Source organism: Mesobacillus maritimus, from assembly GCF_044803185.1.
In the GTDB taxonomy this organism is placed as follows: Bacteria; Bacillota; Bacilli; order Bacillales; family Cytobacillaceae; genus Mesobacillus_B; species Mesobacillus_B maritimus_B.
The window spans coordinates 711,111-733,826 of the sequence record NZ_CP085225.1; the positions used below are offsets into that span (position 1 = coordinate 711,111).

The following is a 22,716-nucleotide window of genomic DNA, read 5'->3' on the forward strand; positions in this document are numbered from 1 at the left end:
ATGTAGGTTGTTCTGGAAATAATTATTGAGCAATAAATGGGATTTGTTATGTTATCATCAGATAAGAGATTAACGCTTGAGGATGGGAGGAACAAAGATGTCTGTTCGTATAGTACTTGGACGGTCGGGCAGCGGTAAAACTGAGCTTTGTTTAGAGGAAATTCGCGAGAGGTTGACGACTGACCCTTCTGGGTCACCGAGTATTTACCTAGTTCCCGAGCAAATGTCGTTTTTATCAGAATATCGGTTGTCAACATCCCCAGGGCTAGGGGGAATGATTCGTGCTCAGGTGTATAGTTTCCCTCGACTTGCTTGGAGAATCCTTCAGGATACAGGAGGGTTTACCCGTTATCATCTTACAAGTGTTGGAACTAGTATGATGATTAGAAAAATTATTGAAGATAAAAAAGACCAGTTGAAAATCTTCCAAAGAACAGCTGACAAAAATGGTTTTGTTCAGCAATTGGAACAAATGCTGATTGAATTCAAACGATATGAAGTTAAACCTGAGGACCTTGCTTCCAAACAAGGAGAAGTACTAGGGGAAAAAGCACTTGTGGAAAAGCTACATGACCTTGAACTGATTTATCGTCAATTTGAGGATGAGTTATTTGGAAAATACCTTGACTCAGAAGACTATTTTCGTTTGCTAGCGGAAAAAGTGCCGTCCTCAGACTACTTGAAAAATGCAGAAATCTACATTGATGGTTTTTACTCGTTCACACCACTTGAACTTTTAATTATTGAACAGCTAATGAAAACAGCTAAACGAGTGACGATTACATTGCCCCTTCATCAATCCTTCAAACAGAATGGTCCAGGAGAGCTTGACTTGTTTAGAATGACAGGAGAAACCTATAGAAGTATCCATGAAATCATTCAAGGGAAAAGCATTGACCAGGAAGAGGATGTTATTCTAACTAATCAATATCGTTGGAATAAAGAGTCATTGAAACATCTCGAGGCTGAATTTGACTCTAGGCCGACGAGAAAATTTTATGGCGAGTGTGATATCCATATTGCCGAGGCTGCAAATCGTCGGGCTGAGGTAGAAGGAGTAGCCCGGAAAATTCAAGCTCTTGCAAGAGAACAAGGATTAAGGTACCGAGATATTGCGGTTTTAATGAGAAATGAAAATGATTATCGTGATATTTTAGAAACGATATTTACAGACTACAATATTCCTTATTTTATAGACCAAAAGAGAACGATGTTAAACCACCCATTGATTGAACTTATTCGCTCCAGTCTAGAAACAGTTCTTGGGAATTGGCGTTATGAGCCTGTCTTTAGGGCGATTAAAACGGATTTATTATTTCCGGCAGGAGTAGATATTCATAAATCACGTGAACAAATGGACCTACTCGAAAATTATGTCCTTGCCTATGGAATACAAGGAGAAAAGTGGACAAGGAAAGATCGATGGATTTATCGTAGAATTCGTGGTTTAGAATTCTCATCTACGACTCAGACGGATTCCGAGCAAGAGACAGAACAGCTATTAAATGATTTACGGACAATGATAACAGCGCCACTTCAGCGTATGACCCGACGCCTAAAGAGAGCTAATAGTGGCCGTAAGCTTTGTGAAGCCGTGTATTTATACATTGAAGAGCTTAATATTCCAACAAAATTAGAAGAATGGCGGCTTGCAGCTGAATCCAAGGGAAGACTTGTGGAGGCTAGAGAGCATGACCAAGCCTGGAATGCTGTGGTTGACCTTCTTGATCAGTTTGTCGAGATTATGGGCGATGAAGAAGTCAAGCCGAGACAGTTTATGGCCATTTTAGATGCGGGGTTTGAATCTTTAAACTTTTCGTTAATTCCACCGGCCATTGATCAAGTGGTTGTAGCCAATCTAGAAAAGTCACGACTTGCTGAAATTAAGGCAGCTTTTGTTATTGGAGCAAACGAAGGAGTTTTGCCTGCAAAATTACCTGATGAAGGTATTTTCGCTGATGATGATCGGGCAGCACTTCTACAGGAAGGATTGAAGCTAGCTCCTCCAAGTAAACAGCGCCTACTGGATGAGAACTTCTTTGCATATAAGGCCTTTACGACACCATCTGAATTGCTTTATGTTAGCTACCCAATTGCAAATGAAGAAGGAAAATCATTAATTCCGTCTACGTATATAAAACGTTTAGCAGATTTATTTCCAAACCACCCTAAGCATTATTTTACTGCTGACCCTTCAGAATTACCTGAACTGGAGCAGTTAGAGTATACATCCGGGGAGAATACGGCCCTAAGCTATTTGGCAGCCCAGCTACAGCTTAAAAAGCGTAATTACCCTGTCTATGATTTCTGGTGGGATGTCTACGACTACTATATGAAACATCCTAAATGGCGAGAAACAGCTAGGAAGGTATTATCTAGCTTGTTTTATGAAAATACTACCCAACAGCTGTCTGAACAGATTAGTCAGGAGCTATATGGAGAGGAAATCGAGGCAAGTGTCTCAAGAATGGAGCTTTTTAATAGCTGCGCTTTCTCCCATTATGTTCAACATGGCCTTAAGCTACGTGACAGACAGATCTTTCGTTTAGAAGCACCGGATATTGGGGATTTATTTCACGCAGCTTTAAAGCATATAGCAGAAACAATCATGAAGGAAAACATATCTTGGGCGAGCTTGACCCTGGACCAAGTGCAACAGCTTGCTAAGGATGCCGTGGAGACGCTTGCGCCTAAACTGCAAAATGAAATCCTGCTTAGTTCCAACAGACATCAATATATAAAACAAAAGCTACAGAATATTATTAGCCGAGCTTCGATTATCATGAGTGATCATGCAAAGGCTAGTGGATTTTCTCCTATTGGACTTGAGCTTGGCTTTGGTCGAAAGGGGACGCTACCTCCGCTTGGTTTTACGTTAAAGAATGGGACACAGATGGAACTAATGGGTAGGATTGATCGAGTCGATAAGGCGGAGGACTCGAATGGAATCTATTTAAGAGTACTAGATTACAAATCTAGCGAAAAAGAGTTAAACCTGACGGAAGTCTATTATGGACTTGCATTGCAAATGCTCACGTATCTTGATATTATAATCAGCCACTCCTCGCAGCTTGTTGGGAAACAGGCAGACCCTGCTGGTGTACTTTATTTTCACGTTCACAACCCAATGATTAATGCATCAAAAATGCTCTCACTGGATGAAATTGAAGAGGAAATTCTGAAGCAGTTTAAAATGAATGGACTGTTGTTAGCCGATGAACATGTTATGCAAATGATGGACCGTACCCTTGATAGTGGCGTAAATTCACAAATTATTTCAGCAGGTTTTAAGAAGGATGGAAGTCTTACAAAAGCATCGAAGGTAGCAAGTCGTGCTGATTTTGAGAATCTAAGAGACTTTATCCGAAATAAATATGTTGAGACGGGGAATGGAATCATCAGCGGTGTCGTCGATATTGACCCCTATAAACTAAAGGATCGTCTTCCGTGTACATTTTGTTCCTTTAAGTCTGTCTGCCAGTTTGATAAGTCGCTTGACTCAAATGAGTTTAGAAAACTTGCTCCAAAGAAAAAGGATGATATCCTTGAGGAAATGAAGAGGGAGGGGATGAATCTTGACTAAAATCAATATTCCACCAAAGCCTGAAGGGGCCACTTGGACAGATGATCAATGGAAAGCGATTATGGCCAGCGGTCAAGACATCCTCGTTGCTGCCGCTGCTGGTTCAGGCAAGACGGCGGTACTGGTTGAACGGATTACAAAGAAAATTACTTCACATTCCCAACCAATTGATGTTGACGAGCTTCTAGTTGTAACATTTACGAATGCTTCTGCGGCTGAGATGCGCCATCGAATCGGCGAAGCACTTGAGAAAGCAATTGATGAAGAACCGGATGCTACTCATCTCAGGAAGCAATTAAGCTTGCTCAACAGAGCTTCCATCTCAACGCTTCACTCATTCTGCTTAGAGGTCATTCGTAAATACTATTATATGATTGATATTGATCCAGGGTTTCGGATTGCCGATACAACGGAAGGGCAGTTGTTGAGGGATGAAGTCATCGATGATTTATTTGAAGAGGAATATGGAAAGCCTGAAAACTATGCGTTTTTTAGGTTGGTTGATACCTTTACCAATGATCGTAGCGATGAAGCGTTAAAAGATATTATTCTCGATCTCTATGATTTTGCGAAATCCAATCCTTCTCCTGAGGAGTACCTAAATTCTATTGTTGCTATGTATGATATTCATCAAGAGATGCCGATTGAAGCATTGCCCTTTATGAAATCACTCTTGTTTGATATTGAACTTCAGCTCCAAGGGGCAAAAAAAATGCTGGAGCAAGGTTTAGAGATTACGAGAATGCCAGAGGGACCTGCTCCAAGAGCTGAAAATTTCGAACACGATATGCATGTAATTGAGACACTGTTGACTGCACAAAAGGAATCATGGAATGCTCTGTCTGAGGCTATCCAATTGGTGGATTTTAAACGTGCGAAACCATGTAGTCCTAAACAATATGATAAGGATTTAATCGATAAAGCGAGTAAGCTGCGCGATAAAGCGAAGAAAGTAGTGCTTGATTTAAAAGCGGAGCTATTCTCACGTAGACCTGAAAGTTTTCTAAAAGACATGGTAGACATGAAGCCAGTCATTATCACTTTAACTGAGCTTGTAAAAGAGTTTAATAAAAGATTTGAACTGGTAAAACAGGAAAAAGGAATTGTTGACTTTTCCGATTTGGAGCATTATACACTTGATATCCTTTCTGAGGGAAAAGAGGCTAAACAGCGTCTAAATCCTTCTGAGGCAGGCTTGGCGTATCGAAGAAAATTTAAAGAAGTACTTGTCGATGAATATCAAGATACCAATATGGTTCAGGAAGCTATTCTACATTTAGTCACGACTGATGGTGAGGAGAATGGGAACCTATTCATGGTTGGGGATGTGAAGCAGTCAATCTACCGCTTTCGTCTTGCAGAGCCGAATTTATTTTTAAGTAAATATAACAGGTTTACAGAAGATGGGGAAAATACCGGTTTAAAAATTGACCTGTCGCGGAATTTCCGAAGTCGTGGTGAGGTCCTTGATGGAACCAATTATCTTTTTAAACAGATTATGGGTGTACAGGTTGGAGAAATACACTATGATCAGAGTGCAGAGTTAGTTAAAGGGGCTCTATATCCGGAAGAAGCACCTTATCCGGTCGAATTGATGTTAATTGATTCAGGAGGTAAGGTTTCTGATGAGTCAAGTAGCAATGAAGTGGCTGAGGATTCCTATGATATTGAAGACCTTGAGCAATCTCAGCTTGAAGCAAGGCTGATTGCTAAGCAGATTAAAGCACTAATAACAGATCGTCAGGGAGTGTATAACCCCAAGACGAAAAGTGAAAGGCCTGCGAATTATCGTGACGTTGTGATTCTTCTCCGCTCAATGACCTGGGCACCGCAGATTATGGAAGAGTTTAAGCAACAGGGCATCCCGGTTTATGCGAATCTCTCCACTGGTTATTTTGACGCAACTGAAGTGGCGATTATGCTGTCTTTGCTCAAGGTGATTGATAATCCGTTTCAGGATATACCGCTGGCAGCCGTACTCCGTTCCCCTATTGTCGGCTTAAATGAAGAAGAACTTGCGATTATTCGAATTGCTGATAAAAAGGGGACTTTCTATGAAGCTCTTTCTAGTTTTTGTCGGCGAAAGCCAGCACAGAAGCATGAGGAGCTTTACGCTAAAGTTCGACCATTTCTCGAGAACTTAAAGAAATGGCGGACAAATGCGAGAATGGGATCGGTGTCCGATTTGATTTGGCAATTGTTCCGTGAAACACGGTTTTATGATTTCGTCGGGGGGATGCCGGCTGGAAAGCAACGACAGGCGAATTTAAGAGCATTGTATGATCGAGCGAGACAATATGAAGCTACATCCTTCAGAGGGGTGTTTCGATTCTTACGTTTTATTGAAAGAATGCGTGACCGCGGGGATGATTTAGGTGCTGCTGGGGCGATTGGTGAGCAGGAGGATGTTGTCCGTATCATGACCATTCATAGCAGTAAAGGTTTAGAGTTTCCAATCGTCTTTGTTGCAGGACTTGCCCGTCAGTTTAATACAATGGATTTAAAAAAGCAGTATATGCTTGATAAGGAGTTCGGCTTTGCTTCCAAGTATGTCAATCCAGAAAAGCGGATTGCTTATCCATCATTGCCACAGCTGGCGTTTAAGCGGAAGAAAAAAATGGAGATGCTAGCCGAGGAGATGCGTGTTCTCTATGTTGCTTTGACTAGAGCGAAAGAAAAGCTCTACTTAATTGCCTCTGTAAAGGATGCAGAAAAGAGTGTTGACAATTGGTCTGAGGCAGCAAATCATCCCGATTGGCTTCTTGAAGAACACCTGCGTGCTTCCGCAAATTCTTACCTTGACTGGATTGGTCCTTCTCTCATTCGCCATCAGGAATCCAATGTGTTCCAGAGTTTGTTCACTAAAATTAGGAACATTTTTGTGCCGGAAAAATTAGCAGGACATCCTTCAAGATGGAGAATCCATATTCATCCTGCTGAGGAAGTGGCAATCTTTCTTGAAGAAGAAAAATTAGAGCAAGAAAGCAGAATGGAGAAAGTACGAGAAGGGCAGCTCGTTGAACAGAATTCGTCGTATGCGAACAAAATCTTCAATCAGTTATCTTGGGAATACGAGTACCTAGATGCAGCTACTCATCGTTCAAAACAGTCTGTTTCAGAGTTAAAGAGAAATCATGAAGTTCGGGATGCGGAAAGTGGAACAGAGCTTGTTCGTAGTTTTTCTAATCCTATTATGAATCGACCAAGGTTTATGCAGGAGAAACAATTGACACCAGCAGAAAGAGGAACAGCGATGCATATGGTGATGCAACATGTTGATCTTAGCAAACCAGTAACGGAAACTTCTTTGAGAGAACAGTTGGATAAAATGGTCCATTCAGAGCTTTTGTACCCAGAGCAGAAAGAGGCGATTGAGATTCAGTGGATCCTTGCCTTTTTTGACACTGAGATTGGAAAGCGTCTTGTCCTTTCTGAAAAAGTTAGTAGGGAAGTTCCATTCTATTTATCGCTCCCAGCAAAGCAGGTATATCCTAATTGGGAAGGCCCAGAGGAGCCCATTTTTGTCCAAGGGGTAATCGATTGTGTATTCGAGGATGCACAAGGAACGGTATTGCTTGATTTTAAGACAGATGCGATTACTACTCGCTTTAAGGGCGGTTTCGAACAAGCTAAACCAATTCTTGAAGAACGTTACCGCCTTCAGTTGAGCCTTTATGGAAAAGCGCTTGAGGAGGTATGGAAGAGACCAGTTGAGGAACGTTATTTATTCTTCTTCGATGGCGGGCATCTGTTAAAACTAGAAGACTAGTTTGTTTAAAAACTTAAATAATTGATAAAAAGCCGATCCAGTGAAAGTTCCTGGACCGGCTTTTTAGATTTCAGGGCTTGCTTAGTAATTGTTTATATTCAACGTGATAAAACCTAGTCTCGTTAATTGTTTCCAATATTCGGCTGGTCGACTAGATTAGTATCAACTACATTGCTAGCATTTAGACCATTATTTGCAACAATAAAACCACCAGTGTTTCCGGCTCCTTGCCCTGAGTTCGTTTTGGAATTACTTTTAGGTGATATAAAAAGGGAGTCACCGAACTGAACTGTTCCCCCTCCAACATTGACAATCTGTACAGGACCAATGATCGCTGGCATTTGAAAAACACCCTTCTCTTATTAGGCTCTTTCAGTACTGTATGCATAAGTGAGTGGATTTGTTATTTCTTTGTTAACAACTGACGAATATGTTTTACCCTTGTTTCCAATGAAACATGATTGGTGTTTCCTAAGTGTACAATGGATGAAGAGGAAACCCCAATAATATCTATTTTCCCCACTTTTAGAAATGGATTAATGTTCTGACGAGACATATTGATATTTTCCGAAATTGGGGTAAGTGGGATTGGCTCTGAAAAAATGGGGAAATCAGCGAAATTTCCCTCATTCCCAAAGAATAGTTCTTTTTCTCTTTGGACGGCAATAGCCCGAGAGTATCCCTGTATTAAGTTTGAATCTCCAATTTGGAATACCGATGCAATTGCGAGACTGGCTATTTTAATATCGTTAACAGCTGCTGTTCTTTGTAACATATTCTAACTTGTCTCCGGACCAAGTGGTACAAAAGGACCGATGATAAGTGATTCAGGTGGTGTGTCAAAAGTAGAAGCAAGCTGAATGGTCTCAGCATCGCCTACGAGGAAAAGTGCTGAACTGGCCACTGCACTTACTTTTATTGCACCTACTGAGATATCTCTGTTATAAACATTGAAGTTCAATTACTTTCCCCCTCTGTTTGTTTATAGACTTGTTCTAAAAATAAATAAACTCCTTGCTGAATCTCCTTTTTAATATTCTCAACAATTCTTTGTTTGGTATTTTCATCATCTTCTCTTTCCTCATCTTTTAAATTGCTCAGATGTGTATGGACCCGGTTCGGAAGTTGCTTAAGAATATCATCTCTTATGAATTGATAATAAGAGTCATCAACATTCATCTTGAGTTTCTCTTTTGTCACTTGATAAATCTCTGGAAGATTCCCTTCTAAGTAATCTCTTATTTCATTTTCAATTTCCATGCTTCGTTTGAATAGCGTTTTTGGTGATGGATTTGGGGTTTGGATGTTTTTATTATCCACTGTAAAATCTGTAATCCCAGCCAAGTCGGAAGGGTTTAAGCCAATGTTTAAAGTACCCTCAAGAGTTTCTACCTTTAATTGGTCAAATTTATATTCGATATTTCCAACTTGAATGGGAGGTCTCTCTTTTAAATTTGCTACCTCTTTTTGTAGTGCGTTTACACTATTTTCTAACTTCTGTAATTTCCGCGCTTGATATTCAATGAAGGTGTGTAGATCTTTCATATACTGATAGATTTCAGCATTCACAAGCACTCACCTCAAAATTTAGGGATTTACGTTTTTTAGCTTACATCAGCTTGCGCTAGGCGATTGGAGTGGAACGACTGGTGCTGGTGCGGGTTCTCCAGTGAGAGTTCCGCTAGCCTCTGGGGCAGGTTGCGTAAATCCTCCTGTATTATAAAGATAAGAGGCTGGTTTGATTATTCCAGCGCTACCTATTTGCAGGACGGAGGAATTGCTTATTCCGTCAATGCGAATCATATTTATATTTATTGATTGTTGAATGTAAAAATTAGCCATGTTTTCACCTGCTTATCATGCATTAAAATAATTCCCTTGATCAACACTGTCCTGATCAAACGTGTTAGTAGAGCTCCGGTTATTATAAAGGGTAATGGCATCCCCAGTATTAAACGAACCTGCCCCCGAAAATGTTTTTGCCGTAGAAACAGGCATAATTTTATAAGCATCTCCGATATTAAAAACGCCACTGCTTCCAATTGAAATCACTTGAACTGCTCCAACAATTGCTGGCATACGACAACACCCTTATGCAAATATTTCTTTATATCCTATGTCGTTTATAGGTTGGTGTGATTAATTCGCCTATTTTTAAAGAAAGGATTTCTAAATCATTGATTAATATGTTACTATATTATTAGAATTTTCTGTATTAAAGCGCTACCAATAAGGGAGGGGTTTTGAATGGATGTTCCATTGCTCTTAACGCAATTTTTAGATCGTGCCGTTTCATTGTACGGAGAAAAGAAAGCAATTATTTGTGACGACAGGGAGTTTACATACCGGGAACTTAATGCTCGAGTCAACTGCCTTTCGGATGGACTTAGAAACTTGGGAGTTAGGAAGGGGGACCGTATAGCCTATCTAGCTCCTAATACAGTTGAAATGCTTGAAGGATTTTATGGTGTTTTTCAGCTAGGGGCCATTATGGTTCCACTAAATATCCGGCTTAAACCGGATGACTATTTGTTTATCCTAAATCATAGTGAATCAAAAATATTATTTGTAGATCAGGAACTTTATCACCTGATAAGCCCGATTAAAGACAAACTGGAGACGGTTGAAAAAATCATTGTTCATTATCATGATGGAGTCTGTGGTGAGGCTGGCTATGATAACTGGTTGAACACACATTCAGCTAAACCTTTTGACCGTGAGGATATAGATGAACAGGATATTTGTAGTCTCCTTTACACAAGTGGAACAACAGGAAATCCGAAAGGGGTTATGCTAACCCATAGGAACAACTATTTACATGCTCTTAGCTCCATGCATCATTTACGAGTTTCTGATGAGGATGTGTTAGTCCATGTTTTACCCATGTTTCATGTGAATGGCTGGGGATCACCGTTCTATTATACTGCTAACGGGGCGACACAAGTTTGTTTAAGAAAGTCATCACCAGAAGCGATATTTAATGCCATTGAAAAGCAGGGAGTAACCATCATGCACATGGCACCAACCGTATTGAATTCTCTACTCCAATACTATGAGAAAAATGTTCCTGAATTCAGCCAAAGTATTCGCGTAGTCATTGCGGGCTCAGCACCGCCTCCAGCCTTCGTAACAAGAGTGGAGAAAGAGCTAGGATGGGAATTTATCCAAGTATACGGGATGACCGAATCGTCTCCATTAAGTTTGGTTTCCACAATTAGATCACATCTAAAAGAGTTGCCATTAAGCGAGCAGTATCGCATGAAGGCGAAAGCTGGAGTTCAGATGATTGGGTCGGAAGTCAAAGTTCTGAATGATTTGGGAACAGAGGTCTCTCATAATGGGAAAGAAATCGGGGAAGTTGTCGTGAGAAGCAATGGGGTAATGAAAGGCTATTGGAAAAATGATGAAGCCACGATGCAAGCCATTCAGGCAGGTTGGCTACATACTGGTGATATGGCTAATGTTGATGAATTCGGCAATATTGAAATCGTTGATCGAAAAAAAGACGTTATCATTTCGGGTGGGGAGAATATCTCCTCCATAGAGGTAGAAGGAGCTTTATATGAACATCCTTCTGTCCTTGAAGCAGCGGTTATTGCCGTTCCGCATGAAAAGTGGGGAGAAACCCCTCATGCTTATGTGGTAGTAAGAGAAGGAAAGACTGTGACTGAACAAGAGTTAATCCAATTTTCAAGAGAAAAACTTGCGCATTTTAAAGCAATTACTGGTGTATCGTTTGTTAAAGAACTTCCAAAAACGGCGTCAGGAAAGATACAAAAAGTCCAACTTCGAAATGAATACTGGGAATCTGTTGGGAAATCAGGAAGGTTTGTAAACTAGGAAACAAGCTTCTTTTGAAGCTTGTTTTCAATTTGAAATAATCAACTGGAGGAGTCGATATTCTTATGAAACTAGTAACGGCAAAAGATGTGAATGGGGTGTTTGTAGGATTATTGCACGAAACTGGAGATAAAGTGCTGCCTTTAGGACTAGCTGAACAAAAGCTATCCGGTACAAACAATTGTCCAGAAAATATGATTGATTGTATTTCATCTGGAGCACAATTTATTGATTATGTGCAAACAGTGCTGAATGCTGCGACAGAGGATTTATTTATACCCTTAAGTTCTGTAGAGCTACTAGCTCCAATTCCAAGACCTAGCAAAAATATTTTTTGTGTAGGAAAGAACTATATTGACCATGCACTTGAACTGGGAAGTAAAGAAGATATCCCTGAAGATATTTTGGTGTTTACGAAAGCCCCCACAACTGTAACTGGTCATGGGAAAAAGGTTCCAGTACATAGTGAGGTAACTGAGAGTCTTGATTATGAAGGGGAGCTCGCTATCGTCATAGGAAAACAAGGTAAAGGAATAAAAAAAGAAGAGGCGCTCGACCATATTTTTGGCTATACCATCATTAATGATATAACTGCACGGGATTTACAGTTTAAGCATAAACAATACTTTATTGGGAAAAGTTTAGATGACTCTTGTCCGATTGGTCCATGTATTGTTCATGCTTCTGCGGTTGCAAACCCAAACCAGTTAGACATTGTAACAAAGGTGAACGGGGAGGTAAGGCAATCCTCCAATACAGAGCATTTTATCTTTTCAATCGAAACGATTATTTCAGAATTATCCAAGGGAATGACACTCGAGCCAGGAGACATCATCTCAACCGGTACACCAGCAGGAGTAGGATCAGGCTATAATCCCCCACGCTTCTTAAAAGCTGGAGATAAAGTTGAAATCACAATTGAGGGTATTGGTACATTAGAAAATACTGTTGGTGACTGATTTGAGATAATCATTGATATAATGTTATTCTTGCTAATTTCTACTATCATATTTTTAGGTTTTTCTCGCCTTCTGTGATATGATAATGAAGAATTTTTATATAGGAGGCAACTTTTCAATGGTACATGCTCATATGACCACATGGTTTTTAGCCATTATTTTGTTTTTTGTTGCATTAGGGTTGCATAAAAGTGGGAAAGAAAAAGGTTTTAAAGTGTTAAAAATGATATTAAGAGTCTTGTACATTTTAATCCTTGCTACAGGCTTGGGACTCATTTTTAGTCTAGCAAATATTAGTTTTCTTTATATTTTAAAAGTGGCAGTTGGCCTTTGGGTTATTGCTATGATTGAAATTATTTTAGGCCGTACAGCTAAGGGCGAGCCTACAAGGGTGTTATGGATTCAATTCATTATCGCTTTATTGCTTGTCCTTTATCTTGGGTTCTCACTGCCTCTTGGCACTGATTTATTTTAATACTTACAGAAGAAAAACGCTGATAATTTGTCAGCGTTTCTTTTTTTATGGCTCTTTTCTCAAACTTTGTTGCTTTTGGATACAATATGGGATGGATGAGGCTTTGTTTCTCTAAAAAATAGCATTTTAATTTTGAGAAGAGAGCTTGCATACATACTGTAACGTACAAAATAGCTTATCTTGCGTTAAAATCGGCTTTAAGATTTTTACAATTTTAACAACAATCTTTACGAAAACAGCCTTTTTTATACACTAATAAATTCGATGAAAGTATGGTAATTTAAGAGATAGGGATATTGGGGAAATCACATGAAAATGGAGATCGTCATGGCGAAGACTTTTTCTTGCGTTTATGAGAATGATGTACAGTTGGATTCTTTTCTAAAAGAGCATGGTTTGATGGATGTCCCCAACCTTCTAATCCAAATTTCTTCTAGGGAAGAGAGCCATTATCTAACTGTAACTAACCAATTGAAGCAACAATTTCCTTCTGCAACAATTATAAAATCTGAAGCTAAAAACTTTCAGCCTATTTTTTCTGGAGGAAAGGCATTCCTATCCTTTACGTTGCTAGAGGAGAAAATCTTTAAGCTAGCATATTATGATTTGGAAACAGGGCTAGCTAACAAAATGAATTTCACAGAACATCTTGAACAAATCATAAGGTTAGGTATTCCTCATACTAATAAACAGTTTGCTTTATTGATTATTGACATGGATCGCTTTAAGAATATTAATGATAGTCTAGGCTATACCACTGGCGATTTCATTCTTAAAGAGATGGCATTAAGGTTGAAGATGAAAATTCCAACCGGGTCCTTTCTTGGTAGGTTTACGGGAGATAAATTTTCCCTTTTGGTTACCAAGGTAACCAATATTCAGGCTGTGCTGAAGTTGGCCAATGAAATCCTTGAAAAAATTGCTGAACCATTAAAATATTTAGAGCAAGAGGTTATGCTTACGGCTAGTATCGGAATAAGCTTTTACCCAAAAGATGGTCTTGACGAACAATCTCTCTTGAAAAATGCAGATACTGCAATGAATAAATCTAAGCAACTTGGTGGTAATAGAATTACCTTCTATGAGACAGAAATGAAACAGAAAATCTTATCACGGTTTGAACTAGAAAATTACTTGCGAAAAGCACTAAAGAGAAGTGAGTTTTTTCTTTGTTATCAGCCAGTAATAGATTTAGAGAATGGTACGATTATTGCTAATGAAGCGCTTATACGCTGGAACCAGCCTCGGCTAGGACTAGTTTCACCAGCTGAGTTCATTCCTCTAGCTGAAGAAATAGGCCTAATTGATGAAATTGGTCGATGGGTTTTGAATGAGGCCTGCCAACAGACAAAAAAATGGCAACAAATAGGGATGCATCATCTAGGGATAGCGGTAAATGTATCCGGAAAACAACTACAAAATCCTGCATTTTTTCAGGAAGTCAGATTAGCCCTCAAACATTCCGGACTAGATTCCAACTATTTGACACTTGAACTTACAGAAAGTGCGATGATCCAAAAGCTGCATAGCAGTATAAAAGTAATGAGAGCCCTGCAAAAAATGGGGATAAAGATCTCAATCGATGACTTCGGTACTGGCTATTCCTCATTAAGCTATCTTCGAAGCCTCCCTATTAATTCACTGAAAATTGACCGTTCCTTTGTTAATAATATTCAGGAAACCCCTATAGATATGGCCATAGTAAAAGCAATTATTACTATGGGAGAGGGGCTTGAAGTTGATATTGTGGCTGAAGGAGTAGAGACCAGGGAGCAAGCAGATATTCTACGTGAATTGCAATGTGATTATGCCCAAGGCTACTTTATTCAAAAACCTCTTGCTTCACATGAATTTGAAGCATTTGCTAACCGGGAGATTAGAATTTAATACCGAAGCAAAAGAAAGAGCCCTCTTGGGCTCTTTCGAACAGCTTTAGGAAATTTTCTCAATTACTGTTCGCTTTCCACTGTTAAGTGTAAATTCAAAGCGATCATTCCTTGATGTTCCGTAATCAAAGTGGTGCTGAATGCTACAAATTTCCTCTTCGTTATCAAAAATTAGAAAATTAACTCCTCCGGCTCCGTCATCTGTATTTAAAAAGTTCAGGTGGTTATAGCAGTAAATACAATCATGAATCGAAAAGTGAAGGGAGTTAAGGGTAGTTAAAAAGTAAAAAAAGGATTCATCTTGTAGTTCATCTAACAGCCTTTCGAGAGAGTAAATCAATTGCTTCCTAATTCTTATGGTTTCACGGTCTTTAAGCTCAAAAGTCTCTTTGCCACACTGAATTCGGCCACCCTCAATCAATAATCCTTTTTTCCATACTTTACTTCGCAAAACATCTATTTCTTGATGAAGATAATTATCTAGTAGGGAGGCTTCTTCGGTTTCTTCATCGAAAAAAACCCACTGTTGGTTGATAAACTCAATAGTGCCGGTTTCATAAGCTCGTTGTTGCTTTTCAATTAGCTTTAATCTCTGTTGTTGGTTCATCATTATCCTCCGTATTTAGCTATTCACCATCCTTTCTAGACAGTTTTATTAAAAAATATAACCTTTGTGAAGAATTATCTTATATATTTTGAACGATTCCATTCTATTCAGTTAGAGCAGATTTTTCAGTTTTACAGACATTGTATGATTGGATATTAACCATCTAGAATCTTCTTGCATACTATTAACCATAGCCCAAATTTGGGTGTTCCGCTATGAAAGGATGGATGCTAGATGTGTGGAATAACAGGATGGATTGATTACAGGAAAAATTTAAGAAATGAGCATAAGACGATTACCCAGATGGCGGAAACTTTAGCTCAAAGAGGGCCAGACGATACAAATGTTTGGCTTGATACCCACGCTGCTCTTGGGCATAAACGGCTTGTAGTCGTTGACCCCGAAGGTGGAAAGCAACCCATGACCCGAACGAAAGGCGAACATCGATATACCATTTGTTACAATGGTGAGCTTTATAATACAGAAGATTTACGAAAAACGCTTTCATTAAAAGGATATTCCTTTAGGGGTCATTCTGATACAGAAGTTTTATTAACTGCATATATGGAATGGGAAGAGAACTGTGTTGAATACTTAAATGGAATATTTGCGTTCGCTGTATGGGATGAAACAGCGGAAAAATTATTTATAGGCAGGGATCGCTTAGGTGTTAAACCATTATTCTATTCAGAAACCCCAAGTGGTCTTTTATTTGGATCTGAGCTAAAGGCCATACTCGCAAACCCCGGAATACGGGCAGAGGTTAATCGTGAGGGGCTTAGTGAATTATTTGGTCTTGGCCCGTCTCGAACACCTGGTAGCGGTGTGTTTAAAGGAATTAAAGAACTCCGTCCTGCTCATTCGCTGACATTTTCTAAAAATGGGTTAAATATTTGGAGGTACTGGAACGTCAAGAGTGAGACTCATCAAGATAATCTCGAGGAAACGGCTGAAAAGGTACGCTTTCTTTTTACAGATGCGGTTAAAAGACAGCTTGTGTCCGATGTGCCTTTAACCACGTTCTTATCTGGTGGATTAGATTCAAGTGCAATAACTGCTATCGCTGCTAATGAGTATGCAAAAGAGGGGAAAGGGAATCTCCATACGTATTCGGTTGATTATGAGGGAAATGATGAGCACTTTAAAGCAAATGAATTCCAGCCTAATTCTGACGGAGCATTTATCAAAAAAATGTCCGGTGCTTTTGATACGGTCCATCATAACTGTGTCATCTCCCAGCAAGACCTTGCTGATTATCTTGTGGATGCCGTTCATTATCGTGACTTGCCTGGAATGGCGGATATAGATTCCTCCCTCTTGTGGTTTTGTAAGGAAATTAAGAAGGATTTTACTGTTGGATTGTCAGGAGAATGCGCGGATGAAATCTTTGGGGGCTACCCATGGTTCCGTCGTGAAGAGGATCTTAACCGACCAGGTTTTCCATGGATGAGATCGGTAGACTCCAGACAAGGTCTGCTTAGGAGTGAGTGGCAGCAAAAGCTCAATCTAAAAGAATATATGATGGAAAAGTACAATGATACCATCGCTGAGGTGCCAAGTCTCGACGGAGAAACAAGGGAGGAAGCTCGAAGGCGTGAACTGTTTTATTTGAATATCATTTGGTTTATGACGACATTGCTAGACCGTAAGGACCGGATGAGTATGGGAGCTAGCCTCGAGGTACGTGTTCCTTTCGCTGACCATCGCCTAGTAGAGTATGTATGGAATATTCCATGGGAGATGAAGATGCATGGAGACAGAGAAAAAGGGATCCTCCGCAAAGCTTTAGAAGGCCTGTTACCAAATGAAGTTTTATATAGGAAAAAGAGTCCTTATCCTAAAACCCATAATCCAATCTATACGGACGCAGTTAAGAAAATGTTGACGAGTTATTTGGAAGACCCTAATAGTGCGTTGCATGAATTCTTTGAAAGAAACCAGTTAAAAGAAATGATTGAAACAAATGGATCCAGCTTCAAGGCTCCTTGGTTTGGTCAGCTAATGACGGGGCCACAACTTCTCGCCCATATCGCTCAAATTCATATCTGGTTTAAAGATTATAATGTAAATGTAGTGGACTGATGTTTAACCCCGTAATGATTACGGGGTTTTCATTATGAGTATACCACGGTATGTTTTTTGCTTTTTGTAGGGGATCTAATTTGACGTCTTAGGGGACAAGGGATACTCTAATATAGGAAAGATTCTATCGTTTTTTGTTGAAATTTTAGAGGAGGAAGCAGGATGAAAAAAACAATTCTTGTTTTCATGACCATGTCCTTACTTCTATTTATTGCCTTTCCTGCAGCAGCTGTGGAAAGAGAAGAGCGTAAGTGGCAGGATGAAACGATTTACTCCATTATGATTGACCGTTTTAATAATGGCGATAATACCAATGATTTCGAGGTAAACACAAAAGACCCACAAGCCTATCATGGCGGCGATTTTGAAGGTATAATCAAACAGTTGGATTACATAAAGGATATGGGGTTTACCACCATCCTATTATCCCCTGTTTTTGATAATGGGAGTAAAGGTTACCATGGATACTGGATTCATGATTTTTCCAAGCCAGAAGAGCATTTTGGAACAATGGAAACATTTAAAAGACTAGTTGACGAAGTTCATGATCGCGATATGAAGATTATACTTGATTTTGTCGTAGATCAGGTAGGACCAGAACATCCTTGGCTGGATGATTCGTCAAAATCTGATTGGTTTAAAAATAATCGGGATAACAAAGTAGAGCTTGAGAATCAATGGCTTACTGGTTTGCCAGATTTAAATCATGAGAACCCTGAAGTTAGGGAATACCTTCTAGATGCTGCTAAGTGGTGGATTGAAGAAGGAAAAATCGATGGTTATCGACTGAATCACGTAGGTCACGTTCCTGCTGACTTTTTGAAAGAATTTTCAGAGGAAGTCAAGGCAGTCAAAGAGGATTTTTATTTACTTGGCGAGGTAAGGTCTAATGATACATTTTCCATCGTGGAGTATGAGGCTGCAGGAATAGACGGGTTTGCTGATTATCCTTCTAATGAAAACTTGAGAGCAGCGTTCGCACAACCTGATCGGTCAATGGCAGGGCTATTTTCAGCCCTTGAGGAAAAGGAAAGTCTTTACCAAAATCCATCCTTAATTACAACATTTATGGATAACCATGATACCTCACGATTTACAAGGGATGCCGTTGTTTTAAATGAACACCCTGGTGCAAGATGGCGGATGGCGTTAACTTATTTATACACCACACCAGGAATCCCTATCGTTTTCTATGGAAGTGAGATAGCCCTTGATGGGGGAGAGACTCCAGAGAATTTTGGGCAAATGAACTTTATGACCGATAAAGAGTTAGTTGATTATATCTCACAATTAGGAGAGATACGTGGGAAAAATCCGTCACTAGCTAGGGGATCATTTGAATTGTTACACGAACAAGATGGGATGGCCGTGTTTAAACGCGAATATGAAGATGAAATTTCAGTGATTGCCATTAATAATACATCTGGAACTAAAAATGTGACGGTTCCTGCTGATGATTTAAAAGATAAAATGGAATTACGTGGGTTGCTTGCCGGGGATTTAGTACGAAGTAACGAGGGAAGCTACCATCTAGTACTGGACAGAGAAGAAGCCGAGATATATGTACTTTCTGAGAGAACTGGTATTAACATCGCCTATCTATCCGCGATGTTGGTTGTTGTCCTTTTATTTATCATATTTATCATCCTGCTAAAGAGAAGAGCAAAAAGAGGAACCGCCAACTCTTAATTTAAACGACGGTTGGACCGAATGCCATGGTTGCATTCGGTCCAACCGTTTTCTTTAACTGTTTACTATCGTTCCTCCATTGATGTGGATGGTTTGGCCGCTTACATAGGTAGAATCATCACTCGCTAGATAGACATAAGCAGGAGCAAGCTCAAACGGCTGTCCAACTCTTCCTAACGGAGTGTTTGAACCAAAGCTTGCAACCTGATCAGCAGAAAAGGTCGAAGGAATCAATGGTGTCCAAATAGGTCCTGGTGCCACGCTATTCACACGGATTCCTTGTTTCGCTAGTGACATAGCCAAAGACCTAGTAAACGAAACAATCGCCCCCTTGGTCGAAGAGTAATCAATCAACTGCTCATTTCCCTTATAGGCTGTAATGGAGGATGTATTGATAATCGTACTGCCTTTTTTAAAATGAGGCAAAGCGGCTTTTGTTAAGTAAAACATTGAAAAGATATTTGTACGGAAGGTCTTTTCAAGCTGATCCGCGGAGATATCTAGGATACTCTTCTGTGGATGCTGCTCTGCCGCATTATTAACAAGGATATCAAGTTTACCAAGCTCTTTAATACTTCGGTTGACACAGTCGTTACAAAAATCTTCATTGCCGATATCTCCAGGAATAAGAAGGCACTTTTGCCCTTCTTGCTCAATTAGTTGTTGGGTGTCCCGGGCATCTTCGTTTTCTTCCAAATAGACAATCGCAATATCTGCGCCTTCTTTAGCGAAATAAATCGCCACTGCTTTCCCGATTCCACTGTCACCACCAGTGATGAGGGCAACTTTGTTTTTAAGCTTCCCAGAACCTTTATAGTTTGGGTCAACTGAAATAGGGTCAGGATGCATTTCATCTTCAGTACCTGGCTGATGGTTTTGATGTTGGGGAGGAAATTCATTGTTCTGTTTGTTTGCCATATCCGTCACTCCTTATAAGGTAGTCCATTATATTAATGTTCAATAAAAGATGGCGAAAAAAACGTGGAAATATATGAAAAAAAAACAGCCCGATTGGACTGTTTTCATAGGTTAGTTATAGGATAATTAACGATAATTCATGAACTGTACATCAACAGTCAAATCAGCTTCTTTTACTAAAGAAATGATTTGTTGTAGATCATCTCTACTTTTCCCAGTGACGCGCACCTGGTCATCTTGCACTTGGCTTTTAACTTTTACACCGCTGTTTTTAATAATCGCAGTAATCTTTTTGGCATTTTCTTTATCAATACCTGATACGAGTTTCGCTCGTTGTCTAACGGTACCACCAGAAGCGCCTTCAATTTTACCGTAATCAAGGTTTTTTACAGGTACTCCACGTTTAATTAGCTTTCCAAGCAAGACATCTTTTAATTGCTCAAGCTTGTACTCATCGTCAGAGATAAGGACAAGTTCTTCCTTATCAAGGCTAATATCACTTTTGCTTCCTTTAAAATCATAACGAGTACTAATTTCTTTCATGGCAATATTAATTGCATTTGTGACTTCAGATAGGTCAACTTTGGATACAATATCAAATGAACTCTCTTTAGACATAACTTACTCAACCTCCGAAAACATTTTTCATTCTGGCTTCATTATAGTAAAATTAATCAGTTCAAACAACTTTTAGCGGATAATACCATTTACATACAGGAGGATGATTATGACTCTACAAGAAAATACAGGACGTATAGTAGAATTAACGGTAGCCCGTATTACGGACTTTGGCTACTTTTTAACAGACGGACAGGAAGATGTCCTACTTCATCATAATGATAATGATACAAATCGTGAGTTTGAGGAAGAAGAACGGGTTGAGGTTTTTTTATATGTAGATTCTAGAGGGAGACTTGCAGCGACGACGATGAAACCACATGTTACAGTCGGAGAGTATGCCTGGGTTTCAGTAGTGGATGTAAAGCAAGATACTGGTGTTTTTTTAGATATTGGAATTAACAAGGACGTTTTGCTAGGAAGAGATGATTTGCCTGTTTTGGAGTCCGTTTGGCCCCAAAGGGGAGATATGCTTTATATAACCTTACGTGTTAACCGAAATTTTCTTATCTATGCCCGGATGGCAAGTGATCAAGTGATACAGGAAATCTCTCATCCAGCAACCAGAAGTGACTTCAATAAAAATGTCCATGGGCATATTTATCGAACTGCAAGAGTAGGGAGTTGGATGATTACTGCTGAAGGGTTTAAGGGGTTTATCCATGAATCGCAAAGGAGTAGAGAACCCAGAGTTGGGGAAAAAGTTGAAGGACGAATCATTGATGTGAAAGAAGACGGGACAGTCAATATTTCTCTTTTACCAAGGAAACAAGAGGCTCTGGACGAGGATGCTACCAAAATTTTGGAGTATCTAGATTCACGAAATGGAGCGATGCCATATGGTGATAAAAGTATGGCGGAGGATATAAGTGCTCGATTTGCTATGAGTAAGTCATCCTTTAAACGAGCACTAGGAAGATTAATGAAGGATGGGAAGGTTTACCAGGAGGAAGGCTGGACGTACAAAAAATAAGCAAAAAAAAGCGGCCAAAACTGGCCGCTTCTTTATTCATGGGACTCATCACCGTCATACCTTACTACCCTGATATGCTTATAGATGGTCTGTCTTTTTTGAATATTGATGTTTACCTGCTTTGCGGTTTTTTTCAGCTAACATATTCTTTTCATGGCGGAGGGCATTGGTGTCTTGCGCTTTTTTATCGTTATCAGAAGTACGTGGCATAATGATTCTCCTTCCATTTTGTATTCTAAATTAGCTTGTCATTTTTATTTAAGAAGTATACAAAAAGAGCTCACCAAAAGGTGGCCCTGAAAAGTTATGATGGCAGTTTATTCAAGAAAAAGAAAGCTGTAGTACCTGGTCCAGTATGAGAGCCAATTGTTGCCCCGACGGAAGTAATGACAACCTCCCTAGGTTTAAATTCCTGCATGATTTTTTCTTTCATTTCATTTGCTGTGGTTAAATCATCAGCATGGCTAATCCCGATAATTTGGGACTCGAGATTGGTTCCTCTTTCCTTCATCACCTCAAGGATTCGGTTTAGGAGTTTTTTCTTGCCACGAATTTTTTCAATGGGTACAAGTTTTCCGTCCTCGACATTTAGGAGGGGCTTAATATTAAGCAGTCCACCAAGGAATGCAGACGCTTTTGATAATCGTCCACCCTTCGCTAGATAATCCAAGTCCTCGACAGTAAATAGATGTTCCATGTGGCTACTTCTAAAAATTATATCCTTAATGATTTCATCTTTCGTGGCGTTGTTTTTAACCAGACGGACTGCTTCCATGACACATAAGCCAACTCCAAGGGAAGCGCATTTCGAATCAATAATGGTTAAATCTAGATTTGGGTATTCTTCTTTTACTTGTTCATGAACCATAACGGCGGTTTGGTAGGTACCAGATAATTCAGATGTAAACGCTATGTAAATACCTTGTTGGTTTTTTTTAGCTAGTTCAACAAAAGCGTTCCTAAACTCTAATTGAGAAGGTTGTGAAGTTTTCGGGTGATTTCCTGCCCGGATACTATCATACACTTCAATGGGTTGAATGGTTCTAAGATCTTCATATTCATTTTCATCTATAAGTACTTTCAACGGGATTAAAGCCACATTGTTTTGTTTATAAAACTCTAGCGGTAAGTCACAAGCGCTATCAGCTAATATTTTCACTTCCATAAGAATTCACCTTCTAACTAACTTATTTTCTAATTCAAACGACAGAAATTCCACCATCATGTCCTTATGTGTATAACAACAGATGGACTCTCGCTTTATGCTTTTAGTTTAAAGCTTAAATTTGAAAAAAACAATTATAAGTACTGATATTA

General features: G+C 39.5%; 20 protein-coding genes. 9 read left to right on the forward strand and 11 right to left on the reverse strand.

Annotated features, from left to right (window positions below; translation table 11 throughout):
* Window positions 1–97 precede the first annotated feature (97 nt).
* Together addB and addA are read left to right on the forward strand one after the other, a co-directional pair.
* Window positions 98–3,583, forward strand: coding sequence for a helicase-exonuclease AddAB subunit AddB (addB, locus tag LG336_RS03485; RefSeq protein WP_404331167.1), 3,486 nt, complete (start codon window positions 98–100; stop codon window positions 3,581–3,583).
* Window positions 3,576–7,352: a helicase-exonuclease AddAB subunit AddA gene (gene addA, locus LG336_RS03490; protein WP_404331168.1), complete on the forward strand. Its 3,777-nt coding sequence runs from the start codon at window positions 3,576–3,578 to the stop codon at window positions 7,350–7,352. The genes addB and addA overlap by 8 nt, the downstream gene beginning before the upstream one ends.
* A 122-nt stretch (window positions 7,353–7,474) precedes the next feature.
* Here addA and LG336_RS03495 read toward each other — a convergent pair whose 3' ends face one another.
* The 6 genes from LG336_RS03495 to LG336_RS03520 form a co-directional block, all read right to left on the reverse strand.
* The gene (locus tag LG336_RS03495) at window positions 7,475–7,693 is read right to left on the reverse strand and encodes a spore germination protein (protein ID WP_404331169.1); all 219 of its coding nucleotides are present in this window, start codon (window positions 7,691–7,693) and stop codon (window positions 7,475–7,477) included.
* Between the two features lie 62 nt (window positions 7,694–7,755).
* Entirely contained in the window at window positions 7,756–8,127 is a 372-nt protein-coding gene (locus tag LG336_RS03500; protein WP_404331170.1) for a spore germination protein GerPE, read from the reverse strand.
* Between the two features lie 3 nt (window positions 8,128–8,130).
* The gene (locus LG336_RS03505) at window positions 8,131–8,313 is read right to left on the reverse strand and encodes a spore gernimation protein GerPD (RefSeq protein WP_404331171.1); all 183 of its coding nucleotides are present in this window, start codon (window positions 8,311–8,313) and stop codon (window positions 8,131–8,133) included.
* The gene (gerPC, locus tag LG336_RS03510) at window positions 8,310–8,921 is read right to left on the reverse strand and encodes a spore germination protein GerPC (RefSeq protein WP_404331172.1); all 612 of its coding nucleotides are present in this window, start codon (window positions 8,919–8,921) and stop codon (window positions 8,310–8,312) included. The genes LG336_RS03505 and gerPC overlap by 4 nt, the downstream gene beginning before the upstream one ends.
* Before the next feature lie 45 nt (window positions 8,922–8,966).
* Window positions 8,967–9,194, reverse strand: coding sequence for a spore germination protein GerPB (locus tag LG336_RS03515; protein WP_404331173.1), 228 nt, complete (start codon window positions 9,192–9,194; stop codon window positions 8,967–8,969).
* Between the two features lie 15 nt (window positions 9,195–9,209).
* Entirely contained in the window at window positions 9,210–9,431 is a 222-nt protein-coding gene (locus tag LG336_RS03520; protein ID WP_404331174.1) for a spore germination protein, read from the reverse strand.
* Between the two features lie 168 nt (window positions 9,432–9,599).
* On the opposite strand from LG336_RS03520, the gene LG336_RS03525 reads away from it, so the two are divergent.
* The 4 genes from LG336_RS03525 (at window position 9,600) to LG336_RS03540 (ending at window position 14,513) form a co-directional block, all read left to right on the forward strand.
* Window positions 9,600–11,192 (forward strand): long-chain-fatty-acid--CoA ligase, encoded by a 1,593-nt coding sequence (locus LG336_RS03525; RefSeq protein ID WP_404331175.1) that lies wholly within the window; start codon window positions 9,600–9,602, stop codon window positions 11,190–11,192.
* Between the two features lie 65 nt (window positions 11,193–11,257).
* Window positions 11,258–12,151 carry a fumarylacetoacetate hydrolase family protein gene (locus tag LG336_RS03530; RefSeq protein ID WP_404331176.1) on the forward strand — a complete coding sequence of 298 codons (894 nt, stop codon included), beginning with the start codon at window positions 11,258–11,260 and terminating at the stop codon, window positions 12,149–12,151.
* A 118-nt stretch (window positions 12,152–12,269) separates the two neighbouring features.
* Window positions 12,270–12,626, forward strand: a complete 357-nt coding sequence (locus LG336_RS03535) for a YisL family protein (protein ID WP_404331177.1) — start codon at window positions 12,270–12,272, stop codon at window positions 12,624–12,626.
* A 309-nt stretch (window positions 12,627–12,935) separates the two neighbouring features.
* A complete protein-coding gene (locus LG336_RS03540) occupies window positions 12,936–14,513 on the forward strand; it encodes a putative bifunctional diguanylate cyclase/phosphodiesterase (RefSeq protein WP_404331178.1) in 1,578 nt (525 codons plus the stop codon).
* A gap of 45 nt (window positions 14,514–14,558) precedes the next feature.
* Here LG336_RS03540 and LG336_RS03545 read toward each other — a convergent pair whose 3' ends face one another.
* On the reverse strand, window positions 14,559–15,119 hold the full coding sequence (locus LG336_RS03545) for a DUF2777 domain-containing protein (RefSeq protein WP_404333088.1): 561 nt from the start codon (window positions 15,117–15,119) through the stop codon (window positions 14,559–14,561).
* A gap of 234 nt (window positions 15,120–15,353) precedes the next feature.
* Here LG336_RS03545 and asnB point away from each other — a divergent pair, with 234 nt between their 5' ends.
* Window positions 15,354–17,201, forward strand: a complete 1,848-nt coding sequence (gene asnB, locus LG336_RS03550) for an asparagine synthase (glutamine-hydrolyzing) (RefSeq protein WP_404331179.1) — start codon at window positions 15,354–15,356, stop codon at window positions 17,199–17,201.
* Window positions 17,202–17,363: 162 nt separating this feature from the next.
* Window positions 17,364–18,890, forward strand: a complete 1,527-nt coding sequence (locus tag LG336_RS03555) for an alpha-amylase family glycosyl hydrolase (protein WP_404331180.1) — start codon at window positions 17,364–17,366, stop codon at window positions 18,888–18,890.
* A 54-nt stretch (window positions 18,891–18,944) separates the two neighbouring features.
* Here the strand turns inward: LG336_RS03555 and LG336_RS03560 are convergent, their stop codons facing one another.
* Both LG336_RS03560 and LG336_RS03565 read right to left on the reverse strand, forming a co-directional pair.
* The gene (locus LG336_RS03560; RefSeq protein ID WP_404331181.1) at window positions 18,945–19,808 is read right to left on the reverse strand and encodes an SDR family oxidoreductase; all 864 of its coding nucleotides are present in this window, start codon (window positions 19,806–19,808) and stop codon (window positions 18,945–18,947) included.
* A 126-nt stretch (window positions 19,809–19,934) separates the two neighbouring features.
* A complete protein-coding gene (locus tag LG336_RS03565) occupies window positions 19,935–20,426 on the reverse strand; it encodes a YajQ family cyclic di-GMP-binding protein (protein WP_404331182.1) in 492 nt (163 codons plus the stop codon).
* A gap of 109 nt (window positions 20,427–20,535) precedes the next feature.
* Between LG336_RS03565 and LG336_RS03570 the strand changes: the two genes are divergently transcribed.
* Entirely contained in the window at window positions 20,536–21,399 is an 864-nt protein-coding gene (locus LG336_RS03570; RefSeq protein WP_404331183.1) for a S1 RNA-binding domain-containing protein, read from the forward strand.
* A gap of 78 nt (window positions 21,400–21,477) precedes the next feature.
* On the opposite strand, the gene LG336_RS03575 is transcribed toward LG336_RS03570, so the two are convergent.
* Window positions 21,478–21,609, reverse strand: a complete 132-nt coding sequence (locus LG336_RS03575; RefSeq protein ID WP_404331184.1) for a DUF3941 domain-containing protein — start codon at window positions 21,607–21,609, stop codon at window positions 21,478–21,480.
* Window positions 21,610–21,703: 94 nt separating this feature from the next.
* On the reverse strand, window positions 21,704–22,564 hold the full coding sequence (locus tag LG336_RS03580) for a DegV family protein (RefSeq protein ID WP_404331185.1): 861 nt from the start codon (window positions 22,562–22,564) through the stop codon (window positions 21,704–21,706).
* Between the last annotated feature and the right edge of the window lie 152 nt (window positions 22,565–22,716).